Raw genomic sequence first — 17,556 nt, forward strand, 5'->3', positions numbered from 1 at the left:
AGGTTACGGGCAAAGGCCCGGCACGATCAGCCCGGAGGGCCGGATGCAAGCCAGCGGATATCCTCGAGCAGCGCTTCGCGCTCTTCGATGGACCATTGGTGGTAATCTAAGGTTTCGAGCAACTTGAGGCCCTCGAGCGCGAGATAGGCGAGCATCGGGCCTCTGGACGGCCCCGCCTCCTCGCAAATGCGGTCGATCACGGCGGTCTGGTTCTTCTGGATGGCAGCGCGCAGCGAGCGGTCCTGAGCCAGCGCCGCGCAGATGTTTAGCGCGACCGCGCGAAACTCGTCGGGAAATGGCTGGCTTGCTGCGGATATCCTCCCCTTCATCGTCGCATTGTCACTGCCCTCGAAGGGTTCTGCCGCTGCCTGGTTGAAGGCATTGTCGCGCACGACCGCGCGTTCGACCATGGCCTCTATCAGGGTCTGCTTGGTGCCGTAGTCGTACACCACGCTACCCTTGCTGATCCCAGCCTCCTGAGCGACGCCGTCCAGCGTCAGGCGCGCCGCACCTACCCTTGAAACGACGACTTCGGCCGCATCGAGAATGCGGTTCTGATCGATACTCTTCTTGCGGCCCATTGGCGTCGTCCATTTATATCTGACCGGACGGATATAAATGGACGACGCTCGACCGTCAATTGCAGATTGTCCTGTTTAGGCATCCGGAGGCCCAGTGGCAGCAGGTCAGTTAAACAGCCATGGCCGTAGCACCCTGCTCTCACCGTTCGGAGGCCTGGACAGTTGCCGCTGCTGGATCCAAAGTAGCCGGTCTCCCCTAGAGGTGAAAAATCGGGGATTAAATGACCGATAAGGGTTGGCTGTGGTGGGCAAGGCCCGGGACGTTGCTACAGCTAGCCGCCACTACAGGAAAGTCTGGAAACCCCGAAACCGGTCGTGCGTGTAGACTGCTGTAACGACGGATTCGACGATGAACGTCAGAGACCAGGCTGCCTGGAGCTGTCTATTGCTTTTGAGGCGGTCGCTGCAGCGTACGCATTGGCGAGTGCCTTCTTCGCCTTGCCGGCAAAGGATGCCTGCGGGTCGAGCTTCAGTGATCGTTCAAACAAGGCGATCGCGCGGACATAGTCGCGATCGCGACCACTCCCCTTTTGATAGGCCTTGCCCAGCATGAGGCAGCTCTCCGGATCGCCGAGGCTGCATGCCTTGTCGAACAGGTCGAGGGCATAGCCCCGGTCTTTGGTCACTCCATGGCGCTGATGGATCATCATGGCCAGGTTCCCGCAGGCGCTGGCGTCGCCAGAGCTGCATGATCTGTCGAACAGCGCAGCCGCCTGCCCATAATCGCGAGAGACACCCTGGCCGTCGCGATAGAGGACGCCAAGATTGTAGCATGATTTTTCATCGTCGCCGTCGCAGCCCCGCATGAACAATCGGGCGGCCTCTTTCTGGTCACGAGGCAGACCCTTGCCCAGCGAGAGGGCGGCGCCCAGGTTCATGCATCCATCCGGCGACCCGTTGTCGCAGGCTTGCCTGAAGAGGGCGGCAGCACGGTGCTCATCCTTCGTGACCCCGTCCCCGTGAATATAGGCTAGGCCGAGGTTTGAGCAGCCGTTGGCATTGCCGCCGTCGCAAGCTTGGGCATAATAAGCAGCCGCCCGGTCCATCGACAGCGCAACACCCTGTCCTTGCCCATAGGCGAACCCGGCCATGGAGCAGCTTGCCATATTGCCGAGCTTGCATGCCTTTATGGTCAGGTCTGTTGCCCGAACCAAGTCACGCGCGACATCTCGACCTTCACGGTAGCGGCTGCTTAGTTCGAAACAGCTGCCGGCATCATTCTCTTCGCAGCGGGTGGCGAGGTTCGACGCGGAAGCCGGGGCTTCATCGAGTGGCAAATCGGGATCGGCTTCCTGCGTCGCTGCGGCGGCCTCCTGCGACCGCACAGGATGCGCCGTGGATACGACAGCCAGCGTCAGAACGATCATGGGCGCTATGGCCCACCTCAACCGCCTTCCCCATTAGCTCCGTCGCGGACGAGCCGCGCCTGAAAGCGCAGCGATTGCGGTGTAGCCTGCAGCACTTCGATCATGAAGTCGCCGATTGTGACCGTCTTTTGCGTCTGCGGAAAGCGCATCGGTTGGCCGGAGCCGGCGTGGACAAGGTCGTCGATGCTGTAGCCGCGCTTCTCGAACACCAGCTCGCCCTCCTTCACGCCGAGATAGGCGATGTCGTAGATCTCGCCCACCACATCCGTGTCGTAATCGCTGGACGCCGGAATCTGAACGCCCTTCGCATAATCGCGTGGCGGGACGATCGCATTGCCTGCTAGCGCGGTCTGCGCCGTGCCGAAGGTGTCGACGCCCGGCGCCTTGGAGCGGATGACCGGCACTTTAGGGTCGAGGCGCATCCGTTCATGGAGCGCCGCCGGACTCTCGGAAGCCTGGGTATCAGCGATCAGCGCTTCGGCAAACGCTACCTCGTCGATCTGCAGCGGAAATCCATCGGCTGCCGTGCGGTCGTCGGCGCAAACGAACTGCCATTGCGCCTCCCCGACCGTGCCGGGCACGACTGCCTCCGGCGCATACGAAACCGCGGCCTCGTCGAGCCGCTTGTCATCGGTATCATAGCGCATGGCCAGATCCCACGTCTCGGTGCGCTTCTTGCAGTCCGCCTTCATGTAGACACGAATGAGCGCCGCCGGATTGGCCGGGTCGCGGATCACCTGGCTCGCTTGATAGCGAACGACATCGCCATCGCGCTGGATAGACCCTACATCGACGAACAGTACCCGGTCGGAGCCCTGTGCGACGAACCACCATTGCGAGGATCCCGCCTGTACCGCCGTCGGCGCAGCGCCAAGCAGACCGCATAGGAGTGTACCGATCGTCCTGCTCACCAGATGCTCTCTCCTCGTTGTCATGCGCCTGAGCCTATTATGCATTCGGGGCACCTAATGGCTCAATCGATTTGCTATCTTTCGTACAAGTGAAGCGCGATGCGCGCAGCGGCGCTTTTACGCTGACCGCATCGGCCCGCCAAATCTGCCCCAGGCTCGGGCTGGACGTCGTCGCGCTGCGGTCGATCCTCATCCCCGCCTGAGGGGCCAGCTCGCGCTCGAAAAAGCGGATGCATGCCTGAACGTCGGCATCGGTGATCCCGGGAATCGTGACCTCATCGTCCCGGATGCCGGCCGGCAGCATTCCCGGGATCCGATCGGCCTTCACCACGTCGTGCGGGAGGGGCGTGGCGGCGAGAAGGAATGCTGTTACGATCATGTCGCTCTACCCTTCGATGCGCAGAATTTGCTGCAGATGCTCAAGTTCAATCGCGCGGTCGCGCACTGTGGCGGTTTGACTGGCCGCCTGCATCGGTACGTACATCGTTCCCTTTCGGGTTTCGAACAGGGCCGAAGTCGCCTTGGCATTGGTATCCCGAAACAGGAGCCATGCGCGCTGGGCATCGCGCAGATGGGCGGCGGCGTTGGCGGGAAGATCCCGCATCAGCGTCGCATAGGCCGCATTCATTCGGCGATCATAGGCATTTGCCGCATTGTCTTGGCAGCCAGTCTGACCGGCGGTCGATGCATTCTCAGCATCGTCGAGGCAGCGCTGAAGCTGGCGTTCGGTAGAGTCCATAGCCTCCGCTGCTGAAAGCGCCGCGGGGAACAGCGTTGCACCGAGGAGGATGACACCAAGAGCAAGCCGGGCTTTTGACTGATCGGATAGCCACATAGCGTGATGATCCCTCAGGGCGTTACTGTTTTCAACAACTGTCTTCTGTTCCCGATGTATCGGGGCTGCGGCATTCGACCGTGGCAGGATCCGGCTACCTCATGGGTAACGGGCTTTGCATGACGATCGCCATCCTCCTCTTCGTGACAATCGCACCGCTGCTGTTTTTGGGTATGTTTGTTCTTTCGGGCAGGCTGGACCTCAGGATCGCAGAGCGGATACTTGACTGGACGATCGCAGCGCTGGCTATTCAGTGGCGGCGGGGCAGTGTGCTCAAGTGTCGCAGGCGGCGCAGCACTGGCCGCAGGCGGCGCCTTGTGCGCGCTTGGTTTCGATCACCAGACGCGTTGGATCGCGGCGATCGTGCTGGTCCCTGTCGGCTTACGGCGCATCGGGCGCGGTCTGGGGGCGTGGACCGTTTCGACCCCGATCGCCGTGAACTCGCGCCGGGCATTCACATGAGCGGCGCTGACGATCGCTCGCCTCGGCTGCAGCGGCGCTGACTCGGGTGTTCATATTCGTTGCTGTCGTGTTTGCGACAGGGGTGGTGGCTGTCTTAGCATGGGATAGTCCGGGCATTTAACAAGCGAGCTGAGAGCGACAGGTGCTCGTCGCCTACTGCCGGTTAGCGAACGGAACGCACCAAGAAACGAAAAATTGGCTGCTGAACAAGGGACAAGAGTCGAGACCAACCTCCGGAACAACCCTTGGTAACACCGCCGTGCGGCATATTGACTTAAAATGAAACCACGCGTTTCCAAGCCCCTGCCGTCAAGAGGCAGGCTTATCCGTGGCTCAGCGTTTTCCCGTCGCTTACGAACTCGGCATGTCCATAGCGCTTCAACAAGCCGGACAGCCGACGAACCAGATGCCGATCGGCCACCTCGCGGATCACCGGCACTTCGGCCAGGACATCGAACAGCCTTAGCTGCGTGGTGATGCGCACCGCAGCAGCCAAAGCCAGCTTGCGGTCCAGCACGGTATAGCGGATTCCCATCGCGGCAGCGCGGCCGACGTCTCCCTTGAGGAAATGGCGAATGAAAAAGGCCTTGGCGAAGCTGCGCTCCAGCCGGCTATCGACAAGACCGCGCGGCGTCGGTTCGTGCGGGAGCCGAGCGGCCAGCGTACCTCTTACTAGTGCGCCGCACGTTTCGTCGTCGAAGGCGGGGCGTAATGTGGCCTGACGCGCCACCATCAGTCGCACGATCTCCTCCGGCGTCTCGCCCAGCAGCGTGCGCGGTAGGCCGAGCAGGAAGCAGCGATAGCGCGCGATCTCGATACGCGCTCGCTCCTGCCTGGTGAAAGGGCGCTCTTCACGCAACGCCTGGGCAGCGATGAGCAGCGACCCGATCTGGCCGGCCGGCATTTGATCCACCTGCGGGATCGGCACGCCGTAGATTGCAGGATTCCACTTGTCCGGGCGGCGCGTCACGTTCACGCGCACCATGGAATGCATCAGGCGCACCATTGCCGCGGCGTGGAAGGCCGCGCCATGGCGCTCAAGCGCGCTGGGCATCACCGTCAGCGTGAAGAAAGTGGCTGTCTCGTTCACCCGCTTGGCGGCCAGCGCGTCCGAGAGATTGCCAGTCAGCGCCATCGGCAGCGCCGAATAGCGGTTCATGAACGTCGCCAGAAATGCCCCCCGAATCGCAAAGGGTACCAGATGCGCGTAGTGATTGCGCTCAATCCGGGCCCCTTCGTTCACCAGATCCATGTCGATCCAGTCGGGGCGCTCCTCCATCGCTGCAAGGAACGCGGCCAATTCGGGGGGCGCCTCAGGCACTGAATCGATCCCTTGCGCGCAGGCGGTGCACAGCCATTGCACGAGCTGCCGAAAGCCATGTTCGTCCATGCGCGCGGCATAGGCATCGGCCACGGGATCGCCGGTCAGCGTGTAAGCTGCCATCAACGCCACCAGCGGTTCGTCCGCTCGTACTTGGCCATCCATTGCGGAAAACCCGGGAATGGTATCGCCGGAGTCGCCGAATGCGAAACGTTCCGGCATCGAGGTCAGGTCCAGCCCACCGTAGATTTCGGGCACAAGCTTGGCTTGGCGATCGACGTCCTGCCACAGCTGCGGATGGTGGTTGCGCTGATGCATCAAAATGCTCCTTGGAAGGTTCCTCAAGCGGTCAGACGGCGCCGGGCCTGCGCCGCAGGCATCGTCGGTAGCGGGATGAGGCCCGAAGCGCCGGCCATGGCGCGAACCGCCAGTGCCTCACCGGGGCGAAGCCCCCGACCCCGAAGCTGCGCGAACCTGCGCACGGGTTCGGGCACGATAGAGACGGCAGCGCGCAGCAGCAGTCTCTGGAGCGGGCGCAGTGGAGCGGAAAGGATCGCGGCATCGTTCATGATCGCGAGAAATTCGCTCAGCACATCGGATGGTTCGAGACGCCAGGCGGTGCGGCTAAGGAGCGCTTCCCACCCCGCCGCCGACACGGGCGCATCGCGGGCGCCGTAAAGCTTCGCTGCCGGAGCGCCCTCGGCAAACGCGGCGTCCCACTCCCGTGCGGAAAGCAGACGGACGTAGCGATCGTAAGCGGCAGTGAAGCCGAAAGTCGCGGTGGCCTGCACCCAGTCCAGCAATTCGGGGTTGTTGGCGCGGTAGGCGTCACCATGCACATTCGTGCCGCTTACCCGCTCATGCATGGCGACCACCTGCGCGATCATCTCTCGGGCTTGGGACTGCGGGCCGTAAATCGTCATCATCGCGGCGAACCCGGTCCGGCGCAGGCGCATGGCGGGATCGCGCCGAAAGCTGGAGTGGTCCCACACGCCCGCCCGCACTGAAGGCTCTGCCAGTTCGAGCAGAACCGCCGCCACGCCGCCGATGAACAGCGAAACCGGGTTGGCGAAGACTTTCCAGGCGACGCCGTCCTTTGGTGCCAGCGCGGGTTCCCCGGCCGGGCGGGTGAAATCGAAATCCATGCCCGGCGGCGGGCGAAGCAGGTCGGCAAGCGGTGCCATCACACTGCCCCCTTGTCGATCGCCATGCGGCAGTCGCGCAGTTCATAGCCGGTAACCAGCGGGTTCCAGCCCACTGTGGGCGCCTGCACCAGTTTGATGCCAGGAACGGACAGCAGCCGCCTCAGAAAGATTTCCGCCTCGGCCAGCGCCACGCCAGCGCCGGGGCAGCGATGCTCGCCGTCGCCAAAGGACATTCCCGCACCGCCGACGCGATCGGCGCGCTGGCGGTCAGGGTCGAGGTTGAACGGGCAGGCCCCGACTGCTCCGGGATCGGCATTGGCAGAACGTATGTCGAGCTCCAACGGAGGGCCATCCTCCACCGGGCTGCGATAAAGGTAGCCTACCACCGGCTCTAAGCGCAGGATTTCCTCCAGAATGCCCAGGCGTTCCTGGCGATCAACTGCCAGAAAGCGCGCACGCAATGCGGCATCGTCCAGCAGATGCCAGCCGGCCATGGTGATGAACTCCCGGGTGGTGACCATGCCCGCTGCCCCGTAAGTAAAGCACTCGACCAAAATGTCGCGGTCGCAATAACCTTCCGCGATGAGGTGGGAGATCACGTCCTGGCGCGGGGCCATGCGACGGGCGGCAATTGCAGGGCGCACATCGGCGAAGTGGAAGTGCAGCATGTGCCACTGGCCTTGCAGGAAGGCGGACAAGCGGGCCAGCCACCCCTCGCGCGTGGCCGCTCCGACCGAAAAGAAAGCATCGAGCCTGCGTGCCATGGCAGGCCTGTCGCTCTGCGTCAGCCCCACGATTTCGGCAGCGACGGCCACCGCCAGATCCAGCGCCATCGCATCGAGCTTCGCGGAGCCATCCTGCTTCAGCCGCTCTATCAACCGGTCTGCCTGGTTTTCGATCAGGGGGCGGTGCTGCTCTTCAACCACGCGCGGCGCGAAGAAGCGGGCGGTGGCTGCGCGCTGGCGACGGTGCGCCTCGCCCGAGAGGAACAGGATTGGCGGACGAGTAAGGCTGCCGGATCGCTTGATCAACTCCGCCTTGAAACCGGCCTGCCGCATCCCTTGCTCCCGCAGGACCTGTCGAACGGCATTGAACCCGGTCACCTGATTTGCCGCGGTTACGGCAAGCGCGCTACCTCCAGGAATTGAGCGGCGCCGATCCGCGTCGGCTTGCAAATTATTATGGACCGGACAGAAAGCACTTGGCATCTTTCGTCTCCATATATGACAAGTAACTCGTCATAACGTAGGATCGATCATGCAAGTTGCAACCAGCCCTAAGCGACAAGACGCCCGCGCAGTGCGGTCGCGCGCGGCCATGCAAGGCGCTCTCATCAAATTGCTGCGCGATTTACCGCTTGCCGAGGTCACCGGGGCGATGGTCAGCGAAACAGCGGGAATTGGCTATTCCACCTTCTTCCGACACTATGCCGACGTTCGCGCCCTTTTGGTGGATGCGGTAGGAGAACTGGCTAACGACTTGGCGCAAAAGATGCTGCCCGCCCTGCTCGATGGCCAGGCAGGGCCGGCAGCGCTGGCGCTGATCCAGGAGATAGACCGCCGTCGCGCCGAGGTAACCGCCCTGATGGCCGGTGCGGGCGAGGCCATGCGCGTTGAACTGGCAAGCAGCATCGTGGACCGCTTGGCCGCACTGCCTGACATTTCGCCTGACTGGCTCCCCCAGCACCTCGCCCTGCGCGTCGCTGTGGCCGCCACGATTGAACTGTGCGACTGGTGGTTACTTGAACAACCCGCTACCCCGATAGCGGTGGTAGCGGACATGCTGGACAGGCTAGTCGTCGCGCCCATGACGGCCCACGGAACCGGTACCATTTAAGGCCCGGACCATGGTGCCCGGTAGTGCTCAGTCTCGCTTTTTCATTCCAGTCATCCTGCCACCACAGTCTATTCGTTTATTAGTCGATCTCACCGTTACCCCGATCGAGAAATGGTGATTTCAGTAAGGACCCGATGGTCGTCGGCGCTGTTGTGTGTGCGACAGGATCTGGTCGACACTTGCCACGATTGCGGACCGTCCCACCGAGAGATCGAAAAATAACGGCTGAGCGGCCGATAAGGGTCGTCTGCGAAATCTCATGAGCCAAGCAGAGCTGCGACGCGCCGCCAAACCTCATCGTCAAAATTTGTGTCGCTGGCCGCTGCGCCCGTACGCACGACTATCAGCTTTTTGCTGGGAATGATATAAAGTCGGCGGTCCAACGCCCCGAATGCAGCGACCATGTCCGCCGGTGCAGCGCCTATCAAAGGCCCATCTTTCCGGCCAGAAGCTCGGACTGTGAATGCGCTGCCGTTGAGCCACCACAGCCGTCCATAGGCCGGATTGGCGCCAGACGGCATGAACATCGCGTTGAGCCCGGCCTGCGACACGACGCGCCGGCCATCGGCGCCAATGCCGCCCTTGAGGATCATGGTCCCGAGTGCCGCGAGGTCGCGCGGCGATGTGACGAGGCCCGTGGCATTCCCGACACCCGCAAGCGCACCTGGACGTTGGCGCCATTCGGTATCCTCCATCCCGGTCGGCACCGTCAGCCAATCTTTCGTAATGGCGTCGAGGGGCTGCCCGGAGGCTGACGTCAATATCCGCTTCGTGACGGCGTAGACAGGGGTATTGTAGAAGAACTGCCTCCCCGCAGGCGCGACATAGGCGAACCCTTCGTCCAACCCCGAACTCATGGTGAGAACGTCCAGCACGCGGATGCGCGCTTCCTGATCGGGGGCGGCTCTGGACCACCCCGTCCCCAGATAAGCCGAGACCGGCTTTTCGACATCGATCAGGCCCTTGTCGACGGCGATCGCGACCAGCACCGACACGAAGCTCTTCTGCGCCGAGGCAACGTCTTCCAGAAGACTTCCCTCTTTCGTTCGTTCGTAGACGAAGGATGCAAAAACCTTATTCCTTTCCGGCGCGGGCCAGTTTTGCTCGACGAGAACATGTCCGTCCTGGATCAGAAGAAACCCGGTCGTGTGCTGACTCTCCAGATAGTTAATGAGTTCATGCATCGGGCCTGACATGCCGTGCTCCGTTTTGTCCTGAGTGGCCGGTTGCGGGGCCCGGGCATGCACGAGGCCGCCCGCACAGAGCAGACCGACGAAAAACAGGCCTATCGTCATCTTGCACTTAAACATCGTTACTTTCTCGTGGTGGATACCGCAGTTCGGCCGAACCCGCGAGCAAGCAGGATACGGGACACCGCGTCCTGCATGAAATTGATGAGCCCACGCGCGCCTTGAGCCGCTTTCTCGGCATCACGGGTCAAAAGCGCGGCACGAATGTCATGCCAAAAACTGTACGGACCGCTTCCATTCGCGTTGATGGCCAATGCCACGTAGGAAAAATGCCACCGCGTCTTGCGGCGAATGGATTCGATCATGCGCTGTGCATCCGCGCTGGCGTTGGCCGTCATGTCAGTGAAGATCGCTTCGCTGATGTCCATGATCTCTTCCGCTGCCGCGCCCTGATCGGCGGCCATGAGAAGGCTATCGATCTTGGCCAGCATCTGCGCGATCGCTGTATCCGAGGCTCGCAGGCAGGCGAAACGCGCGGCAAGCCCATAAAGCGCGGCCCTCACTTCATAGAGATCGAAGACTTCCTCGACGGTGGTTTCCGCTACCCGAGCCCCGCGATTTTCCTCCAGTTCGATCAATCCGTCATCTGCGAGCGTGCGCAGAGCCCGGCGCGCCACCGAACGACCGATGCCGAATTCGGCGCAAAGCTTCGCCTCTCGAATCCATTCTCCCGGCGTAATCTCGCTACGTTGAATGCGCAGCCGCAGCGCCTGCGTCACATCGCCGGCGGTAAGCCCGGAATCCGGTTTGGCGGCATCTAATTCCAAGCGTTTCCCTTCCTGCGACATGCCTCAGCGATCGCCGAATGAAGCGCGAGTTTATGGCCGCTCGTAAAGCGCTGCAAGTTTGATTGTCCAGACCACAACCAAAAATTGTCGTACAATAAATTTGACATTGTCCCTCGATATGCGGATGACGCCTTTAGTCAACTGATTTGGTAGAGAATGCAGGGTGGACAGGATTTAATGGGGAATTTGCTCGTCACGACCACAGGATTGGCGCTGCTGGCAGCGACGCCCGCCTTCGCGGAAACCGCCGCGAGCGCTCCCAATACGGCACAGGCGCAACGCGGCGAAAATGACATCACCGTCACGGCGCGAAGGAGAGAGGAAAGCATCAAGGACGTTCCCGGGACCATCGCGGCGGTCACGGCTGAGCAGCTCGATGCCAAAGGCCCGATTGTCGGAACCGCGGATCTGCTGAACACGACGCCCGGGGTCCGGTTCAACGATGTGGCCGCGGAAAACCTTGCCGAACTCTCGATCCGTGGATCGGGCACACAGCGTGCGACCAGTGCCGATTCAGGCGTTGGGCTGTTCGTCAACGGCGCCTATGTCGGCAGCAGCACGCTAGGCGGCCGCAATTTCAAGACGCTCGATTACTTCGACCTTGAACGATTGGAGGTGCTTCAAGGTCCGCAGGGAGGCCTTTACGGACGCAACTCGGAGTTCGGCGTCGTCAATATCGTGCTGGCCAAACCGCGGTTCGAAAACTCCGGTTATGTCCGCGACACGTTCACGGCGGAATCGAACCAGAACCGTCTGGCTGCCGTGGTCAACCAGCGCCTGAGCGACGATATCGCGGTACGCATCGGCGCGGAGACGTACGGCCAGTCGAAGGGCTTCTACTACGATCCCACCAATCGCAAATATTACGACCGTACCAGCGGCTGGACGGCGCGCGGCCAGATTCGCTATCGGGCCGGGCCGCTGGACGCCACATTGCTAATCGACGCGCAGGACCTCGATTTGCCGAGTTTTGTGAACAGCCTTGTCGTTCCCGGCGGCGGCGTCAACGCCCAGTTGCCGCAAGGGTTCACGCAGTCCCGCTTCACGATTGCGCACAGCGGCCAGGATGGGCTGCAGCAAAAAGTCCAGCGCGTGATGCTGCTGGCCGAATACGATCTGGGATGGGCAAAGCTGTCCTCGACGACGATGGGAACGCGCTGGCGTTCAAGCCAGCAATTCGCCGCTGCCGTCGATCTGGCAACCGAGATCGCGTTGCAGCAGTCCGGCCAGCTCGGGATCTATCCCTTCGGCCAGACCACCACCGACGTGAAGGACCGCACCTTCTACCAGGATCTGCATCTGGCGGGCGAGGCGGACGGAGGGCGGCTAACATGGCTGGTCGGCGCGGAAGGGCTGGTCCAGCGCGACACGTATCGCCGTACGGCAGCAACGTCGCCCTGCGTGTTTCGCCTCGGCAGTAGCCTGTGCACCGGCACCCCGACCGAGCCGGTATGCATCAAGCCGCTGCCGACATCGACCAACTGCCCCACACCCTTTCCGAACGCCTTCGGCACCGACAACAATACGCGTCAGCGCGTGAACTCTTTCGCGGCCTATGCGTCGCTTCAATATTCGCTGGGGCCCGTCACGCTTTCCGGCGAAGGGCGCTTCACGCATGACTACAAGCGCTCTGCGCTGACGGTCTATTCGCTTTACACGGACCGGATTGTCGGCACGCCAACGGAATTCTCGTTCAAGGCCGACCAGCCCACCTGGACCTTCACGGCCAGCTACAAGATGCCCGACGCCTCACGCACGCTGCTCTACGCCAAAGTGGGAACCGGCTACCGCGCGGGCGCCGTCAACAACGGCACGTACAACGCGGCCGCGCCCAATCCGTTCGTTGATACCTACGACAACGAAAACACGGTGAGCTACGAGACCGGGGTGAAGTCCAGCATCCTCGATACCGTGTTCGTGCGGGCGTCTGCCTACTTGTCGCGAACCACGGATGCCATCACCAGTATCAACGATGGATGCACCGTCACCAATGCCTGCGGCACGGCGCAGCAGATCTTCAACGTGAACGGCGGGACGATCCATGCGCGCGGTTTCGAGGTCGCTCTGGACGGGCGCTTCGACATTGGGTCCGGGCGGCTCTCGATCGGTCTCAACGCGGCCAATCAGCGCGCCCGCTTCAGCGACGTTCCCACCGGCCTTTCGGGCCTGCCAGTGCAAGGTTCGACGGTGGCGCAGATCCCTGACTGGACGATGTCCGCCAGCGCCGATTTCAGGCAGCCGATCACCGATGAGGTCAAGGGCTTCGTCAATCTGAGCTATTCGGGGCAGCGCGGTGGCGGTCAGGACACGGTGACGATCGCGACGCCTTACATCCCGATGTCCGACTTCGACAATTTCAGCGCGCGTACTGGCCTGGATTTGGGCAATGTCCAGGTCGCATTCTTCGTGCGCAACCTGACCGACCAGCAGGTGGAGGTCCTGAAGTTCCAGCAGGCCGGTTATCCGCTGTCGGTTCGTTACAACAAGCCGCGCACTTTCGGCGGCAGCGTCAGCTATCGCTGGTAATCCGAGGAGAGACATGATGCACAAGACCGACAGGCGCAGCTTTCTTTCGGCAAGCGCTGCACTTTCCCTTGCCGCCTCCACGTCACCGGCCCTCGCTGCGCCGGCCCCGTCGCAGGAAAGCAGGGTCGCAGCGGATCTTGAGCGATACATAGGCTTCGGCAGCAAACAGGCAGGCGGCCGCGGCGACATTGCTTGTGGTAAATGGCTGCTGTCCGAACTCGCAGGGCTCGGCTTCGCCATCGAACGGCAGAGCCTGTCGGTGCCCTATTTCGAAGCACAGCGCAGCGAACTCGTCTGCGGCGAGGCGAGGGCCGCGGTATGGCCGCAGCCGATCGTCACGCAGACGGGGGCTGAAGGGATTACCGGCAGGCTGGTGCGGGTGGATTCCGAAGGGCGAGCGTTCGCCGCCCTTGAAGGGGCGATCGCTCTTGTCGAACTGCCTTTCGGCCGCTGGTCCACGGCGCTCGCCAAGCCGGTGATCACCCCCGTCAGGGCCGCCTTCGCCGCCGGGGCTGTGGCTGTGGTCGCCATCACCAGCGGCCCTACCGGCAAAGTGATCGCCCTCAATGCCGATGGTCGCAAGCCTATGTTCGCCGGACCCGTCGCCCTGATCGCTCCGGAAGACGCGCGCGGTTTCCTTGACGCTGCACACACAGGTGCAAACGGAACGCTATTCATGACCGGGACCGGCGGACAGCGCCCTACGTTTAATTTCATCGGGCGTATCGATCGCGGCAAGCCACAGTGGCTTGCCGTTTCCACGCCCCGCTCTGGCTGGTACGGCTGCGCAGGCGAACGGGGGCCCGGCGTTGCGGCCTGGCTTTGGCTGGCCCGCTGGGCGAGTGCGGCGATCAAGGACTACAACCTGGCCTTTGTCTGCAACAGCGGACACGAGTACGAAAATCTTGGCGCGCTGGAATCGCTAAAAGCCCTTGCCCCCAAACCCGAGGTAACGAAGCTCTGGCTGCACCTTGGCGCGAACGTCGCGGCGCAGGACTGGCACGAGGGAACCGGCCAACCCCTCCCCAGCGTCGACCCCCAGCGGTATCTTTCCGTGAGCCGTTCTTTGCTTCCACTCGCCCGCACTACCTTCGCCGGCCTTGTCGGGCTAGAAGCCCCTTATGCCAGCGATGTCCTGTCGGCAGGAGAATTGAGCGAGGTTATTGCGGCAGGTTATGGAACCGTTGCAGGGGTCTTCGGTACCCATCGCTTTCATCACGTTTCCGGAGACGATGCCCGATGTGTGACGACTGCTAATGTCGTTGAAACCGCCGCGGCGTTTCAACGGTTCCTGACGCAGACGACATGAAGCTGGAGCATTTGTGCGACCAAGCCTGAATGATACGGCAGCCGCTAGCGAGAAAGCAAACAGGCCGCACCTGGCGAAGAGAAAATTGGCGATGAGCGTCTGGGAAGGGTCGGTAGTGCCTTATCTGTCTAGGCATCAGCTTCCAAGAAGGCCCTGATCGCAGCAGCCGCGCGCGGCCAAGCGTGTTCTTCCTCCAGAACCAAGTGGTTTCGAGTATCGAGTTGCACAAATTGGGAATCCGGAATCGCCGCGGCTAATCCTCTTCCCGAGGAAAACGGAATGACCGCATCTTTGTCCGCATGGAGCACCAGCGTGGGTCTTGAGACTTTGGGCATCAGATCTCGAACATCGATCTTGCCGAATGCCTCTTGAAGCCGCACGGCATTCTCGGGCGAGGCGGAAATCCTCTGCAGTTCGTTGAACCAATCTGCAGCCGGCGGCGGCATGTCGGGAAAGAATAGCGAAGTGAACATTTGTCGAAACGCGGCATTGTTCCTGCCCCAACCCGTTCCGGTCAAGGTGATCATGGCCCGGCGCATCGCTACCTCTTGCGGCGTGTCGCGCAATTCCCATCCCAGCGAATAGCCTCCGTAGAGTACCAGCTTGCGAACCCGCTCCGGGTTGCGGACCGCATAGGCGATCGCCACGCTGCACCCTTGCGAGACCCCGAACAGATCGAAGCGCTCCAACCCGGCCGCATCCACCACGCTGGAAAGATCGTCGACGAATGCCTCAAAGCCGATATCGCGGACATTCCAGTCGGACAGTCCGTTGCCCCGTTCGTCGTAGCGGAACAAGGTGCGATATTGTGCTAGATTCCGTATCCAGTGGCTCCACACCGGACTGTCGAAATCGTGCTCGAGATGGTTGAGCCAGTTGGCCGTCTTCACAAGAGGGGGGCCGCTGCCGACGCTTGAATAGGCAAGGCCGGTGCCATCCCTCGCCGCGCAAAAACGCACCTGCTGATACAGCTCTTCGCTGCGCGCGACGGCAGCCGTGCTGGCCGCCGGTCCGATCGGGCCGCGAAGCCCGTTGGGAATGGCGATCTCGGCCGCTTCGAGCGCTCTCACCGCCGCCCCGCGTTGCTGCTCAGCCTCTTGCACGCGCCCGCTTGAACGCAGCAGGTCGATCACGGCTGTACGGGCAATCGCGTCGTAAGGATCAAGCTCGCACCAGCGCCGCGCGAGCGAGAGGGCCTGCGCACGCTTCTCGTCCTGCTCCGCAAACCGGCCGACCAGTTCGCGCAGGATCGTCACCTGCCAGCGCCGGGTATCCTCGCGCATCGCCACAAGCCACGCCTGGAACGCCTCACTGGCGCGGATCTCGGCGCCTTCAAGAAATTCTCCTTCTTGCAGGACACAGGCCTCCAGCAACTCGGCCTTGATCGTGCAGACATTTGCGCCGGCCAAATCGCGCAGGCGGAACCAATCCCCTTCGATATCGGAGCCGTCCAGCGACACGTTCTCCCCTTCCGCGATCAGCCGGACACGATGGACATCGTCTACCAGCGGACGCAGCTTGGAGAGGCTCCAACGCAGCGCACCTCGAGGATCGTCGGGAACCTCCCACAGCAGCGAACACAAGTGTTCGCGGCGCAACGGCCTTTTGGCGATGGCCAGATACGCCAGCAAAGCCCGCGTCTTGCGTGAAGAAGGAAGCGATACCAATTGCCCCTCGCGCCTGAGCGCCAGGGGGCCGACAAGATCAAGGGCAATCCGAGCCTTCATCCACCCTCCATCGCTCGCGCTTCCGATCGCCCCACCGGCGCTACCTTGCCGTGGTAAATTACCAGATGCGCCTTCAAACGCCAATTTCCACGCCGCCTTCCACGCTGGTTCCCATGCAGGGGGCCCACAAGGATCCCACCGGCCCAATCAAGGGCGGCGGGATTAGAGTGAAAGGCACATACTCATGAACAAGTCTCTCCATGCATTCGCACATTGCTTCGCCCTCGCGGTGCTCGCAGCGCTGACGTCAAGCTTCGCCATCAGCACGGCCGTGGGCCCGATCGCACTGGCCTGACCGCAGGCGCGGCCTATTACCGGAAGGCAATCGTATGGACCGAACGTTCTCCTACGGCGATGTGCTCGCATCGTCGCAGCGGGCAGCCTTTCCGCTCGGCGATGTGCTACCGCCCGATGCCGAGCTTGAAATCAGCTCTCCGTGCCTACTCGGAGTGCTGGCTCAAACCGCTTATTCCGGCCTCGCTTCCGGCGAGTGCAGGCATCGCGTTGACCTTTCTTGGATCGGGCATGGCCCATCCACGATTGCGCGAGACGCTTGCCAGGCTCTCGCCCAACGGGGCTGGGAACCCCAGGGAATGGGGGAGCTCTTGCCAAGCGCGCAACGCTGTAATGGATCCGGTCCGCGAACTCCCACGCTGGCCGGCGGCATATGGCGCAGCTTATCGAGACCGGACAGGTGATAGCATATCACGACGTGCCCACATGCCCGATTTACTGCTTGCATCCGAAGGGGCGTCAGATGCTGTTCATTCATCTCCCCGCTCGTTCGATTATTTAATCTCCAGTCTGCGAGTTTGGCGCTGCTACCGGCTTTGATTCAGGGGATCCTCGCTGACGCAGAAATATCGAGAGAACCACCAGCACTGCCGTCGAAAGAAACTCGCTCTGCCAGTTCTGGAACGATTCAAACCACAGCTGCGCATCACCCAGGTACGCAAGCACGGTCTTAGGCGTTTCGCCATGTTCCAAGGCCTCCTGCGCCGAGGCGTGCGCGCTATTGATCCAATGCATTGCGAATGAGGCGACGAACAGGAGGATCAAGGTCAGGCCAAGCGAGCGAGCGTAAAGTGCGCGCCATGGCGAACCTTTGCGCAAGATAGACGGCGCGCCGTCTTCATGGGCCTGCTGGTCCAAATCATTGTCTCGGGGCGGAGCATCCGGATCCTTGGATTCTGCCGATCCACGCTGGACCAGGAAGGCTGTGAGCAGGACGTAGGCCGCCATCTGCAGGAACTCGCTTTCCCAATTCTCGAACACCGAGGACTGGAATTGAGGGCTGACGGCATAGGCAAAGAGTGTCAGCTCGGGTTGGGCATGGCGCCGGGCATCCTCCAGTTCCACATACCAGCCCGAGATCCACTGGCCGAGAATGCAAAAGGCGAAAAGCGCCATGAGGGCGATCGTAAGTCCATTGTCTTTCAGCAGTCGCATCAAACGCCTCTCACCGGATTTCGCCTTGAATTGAAACGCCCGAGAAACA

16 protein-coding genes are annotated in these 17,556 nt (G+C 62.0%); 4 read left to right on the plus strand and 12 right to left on the minus strand.

The genetic code is table 11. The annotated features are described in order from the left end of the window. Positions 1–26: 26 nt before the first annotated feature. The 5 genes from AC1VV3_RS23315 to AC1VV3_RS23335 all read right to left on the minus strand — a co-directional run bounded on the left by AC1VV3_RS23315 (position 27) and on the right by AC1VV3_RS23335 (position 3,694). On the minus strand, positions 27–581 hold the full coding sequence (locus AC1VV3_RS23315) for a TetR/AcrR family transcriptional regulator (protein ID WP_132269493.1): 555 nt from the start codon (positions 579–581) through the stop codon (positions 27–29). 356 nt (positions 582–937) lie between these two features. Continuing rightward, positions 938–1,948 carry a tetratricopeptide repeat protein gene (locus AC1VV3_RS23320; RefSeq protein ID WP_482963430.1) on the minus strand — a complete coding sequence of 337 codons (1,011 nt, stop codon included), beginning with the start codon at positions 1,946–1,948 and terminating at the stop codon, positions 938–940. A gap of 17 nt (positions 1,949–1,965) precedes the next feature. Continuing rightward, positions 1,966–2,859 (minus strand): surface-adhesin E family protein, encoded by an 894-nt coding sequence (locus AC1VV3_RS23325; RefSeq protein ID WP_482963431.1) that lies wholly within the window; start codon positions 2,857–2,859, stop codon positions 1,966–1,968. Between the two features lie 37 nt (positions 2,860–2,896). Then, positions 2,897–3,238, minus strand: a complete 342-nt coding sequence (locus AC1VV3_RS23330) for a hypothetical protein (RefSeq protein WP_482963432.1) — start codon at positions 3,236–3,238, stop codon at positions 2,897–2,899. Positions 3,239–3,244: 6 nt separating this feature from the next. Continuing rightward, positions 3,245–3,694 (minus strand): lysozyme inhibitor LprI family protein, encoded by a 450-nt coding sequence (locus tag AC1VV3_RS23335; RefSeq protein WP_465128776.1) that lies wholly within the window; start codon positions 3,692–3,694, stop codon positions 3,245–3,247. A gap of 119 nt (positions 3,695–3,813) precedes the next feature. Between AC1VV3_RS23335 and AC1VV3_RS23340 the strand changes: the two genes are divergently transcribed. Beyond that, positions 3,814–4,197 carry a hypothetical protein gene (locus AC1VV3_RS23340; protein ID WP_482963433.1) on the plus strand — a complete coding sequence of 128 codons (384 nt, stop codon included), beginning with the start codon at positions 3,814–3,816 and terminating at the stop codon, positions 4,195–4,197. Positions 4,198–4,478: 281 nt separating this feature from the next. Here AC1VV3_RS23340 and AC1VV3_RS23345 read toward each other — a convergent pair whose 3' ends face one another. From AC1VV3_RS23345 to AC1VV3_RS23355, 3 genes are read right to left on the minus strand one after another with little or no spacing between them, the layout of a single operon-like run. After that, entirely contained in the window at positions 4,479–5,795 is a 1,317-nt protein-coding gene (locus tag AC1VV3_RS23345) for an oxygenase MpaB family protein (protein ID WP_482963434.1), read from the minus strand. Between the two features lie 23 nt (positions 5,796–5,818). Continuing rightward, entirely contained in the window at positions 5,819–6,661 is an 843-nt protein-coding gene (locus tag AC1VV3_RS23350) for an oxygenase MpaB family protein (RefSeq protein ID WP_465128774.1), read from the minus strand. Continuing rightward, positions 6,661–7,725, minus strand: a complete 1,065-nt coding sequence (locus AC1VV3_RS23355; RefSeq protein WP_482963435.1) for a cytochrome P450 — start codon at positions 7,723–7,725, stop codon at positions 6,661–6,663. Before AC1VV3_RS23355 ends, AC1VV3_RS23350 begins: the two co-directional genes overlap by 1 nt. 154 nt (positions 7,726–7,879) lie before the next feature. Between AC1VV3_RS23355 and AC1VV3_RS23360 the strand changes: the two genes are divergently transcribed. Next, complete coding sequence (locus AC1VV3_RS23360) at positions 7,880–8,458, plus strand: hypothetical protein (RefSeq protein ID WP_465128772.1); 579 nt, start codon at positions 7,880–7,882, stop codon at positions 8,456–8,458. A 257-nt stretch (positions 8,459–8,715) separates the two neighbouring features. Here AC1VV3_RS23360 and AC1VV3_RS23365 read toward each other — a convergent pair whose 3' ends face one another. Further along, on the minus strand, positions 8,716–9,753 hold the full coding sequence (locus AC1VV3_RS23365; protein ID WP_482963436.1) for a serine hydrolase domain-containing protein: 1,038 nt from the start codon (positions 9,751–9,753) through the stop codon (positions 8,716–8,718). 17 nt (positions 9,754–9,770) lie between these two features. Next, positions 9,771–10,475: a GntR family transcriptional regulator gene (locus AC1VV3_RS23370; RefSeq protein ID WP_165921526.1), complete on the minus strand. Its 705-nt coding sequence runs from the start codon at positions 10,473–10,475 to the stop codon at positions 9,771–9,773. Positions 10,476–10,652: 177 nt separating this feature from the next. Between AC1VV3_RS23370 and AC1VV3_RS23375 the strand changes: the two genes are divergently transcribed. Next, positions 10,653–13,022, plus strand: coding sequence for a TonB-dependent receptor (locus AC1VV3_RS23375; RefSeq protein WP_482963437.1), 2,370 nt, complete (start codon positions 10,653–10,655; stop codon positions 13,020–13,022). A 16-nt stretch (positions 13,023–13,038) separates the two neighbouring features. Then, positions 13,039–14,331, plus strand: coding sequence for a hypothetical protein (locus tag AC1VV3_RS23380; RefSeq protein WP_482963438.1), 1,293 nt, complete (start codon positions 13,039–13,041; stop codon positions 14,329–14,331). Between the two features lie 128 nt (positions 14,332–14,459). Here the strand turns inward: AC1VV3_RS23380 and AC1VV3_RS23385 are convergent, their stop codons facing one another. Together AC1VV3_RS23385 and AC1VV3_RS23390 are read right to left on the minus strand one after the other, a co-directional pair. Beyond that, entirely contained in the window at positions 14,460–16,058 is a 1,599-nt protein-coding gene (locus AC1VV3_RS23385) for a bifunctional AfsR/SARP family transcriptional regulator/alpha/beta hydrolase (protein ID WP_482963439.1), read from the minus strand. A gap of 792 nt (positions 16,059–16,850) precedes the next feature. Beyond that, entirely contained in the window at positions 16,851–17,507 is a 657-nt protein-coding gene (locus AC1VV3_RS23390; protein WP_465128845.1) for a DUF6766 family protein, read from the minus strand. Positions 17,508–17,556: the final 49 nt, after the last annotated feature.

The sequence above is a fragment of the Novosphingobium sp. BL-S-34 genome, assembly GCF_056857015.1.

Coding starts and splice junctions, on each gene's coding strand:
- AC1VV3_RS23315 (WP_132269493.1), bottom strand. CDS start 581: ATGGGCCGCAAGAAGAGTATCGATCAGAACCGCATTCTCGATGCGGCC.
- AC1VV3_RS23320 (WP_482963430.1), bottom strand. CDS start 1,948: ATGATCGTTCTGACGCTGGCTGTCGTATCCACGGCGCATCCTGTGCGG.
- AC1VV3_RS23330 (WP_482963432.1), bottom strand. CDS start 3,238: ATGATCGTAACAGCATTCCTTCTCGCCGCCACGCCCCTCCCGCACGAC.
- AC1VV3_RS23335 (WP_465128776.1), bottom strand. CDS start 3,694: ATGTGGCTATCCGATCAGTCAAAAGCCCGGCTTGCTCTTGGTGTCATC.
- AC1VV3_RS23340 (WP_482963433.1), top strand. CDS start 3,814: ATGACGATCGCCATCCTCCTCTTCGTGACAATCGCACCGCTGCTGTTT.
- AC1VV3_RS23345 (WP_482963434.1), bottom strand. CDS start 5,795: ATGCATCAGCGCAACCACCATCCGCAGCTGTGGCAGGACGTCGATCGC.
- AC1VV3_RS23350 (WP_465128774.1), bottom strand. CDS start 6,661: ATGGCACCGCTTGCCGACCTGCTTCGCCCGCCGCCGGGCATGGATTTC.
- AC1VV3_RS23360 (WP_465128772.1), top strand. CDS start 7,880: ATGCAAGTTGCAACCAGCCCTAAGCGACAAGACGCCCGCGCAGTGCGG.
- AC1VV3_RS23365 (WP_482963436.1), bottom strand. CDS start 9,753: ATGACGATAGGCCTGTTTTTCGTCGGTCTGCTCTGTGCGGGCGGCCTC.
- AC1VV3_RS23375 (WP_482963437.1), top strand. CDS start 10,653: ATGCAGGGTGGACAGGATTTAATGGGGAATTTGCTCGTCACGACCACA.
- AC1VV3_RS23380 (WP_482963438.1), top strand. CDS start 13,039: ATGCACAAGACCGACAGGCGCAGCTTTCTTTCGGCAAGCGCTGCACTT.
- AC1VV3_RS23385 (WP_482963439.1), bottom strand. CDS start 16,058: ATGAAGGCTCGGATTGCCCTTGATCTTGTCGGCCCCCTGGCGCTCAGG.
- AC1VV3_RS23390 (WP_465128845.1), bottom strand. CDS start 17,507: ATGCGACTGCTGAAAGACAATGGACTTACGATCGCCCTCATGGCGCTT.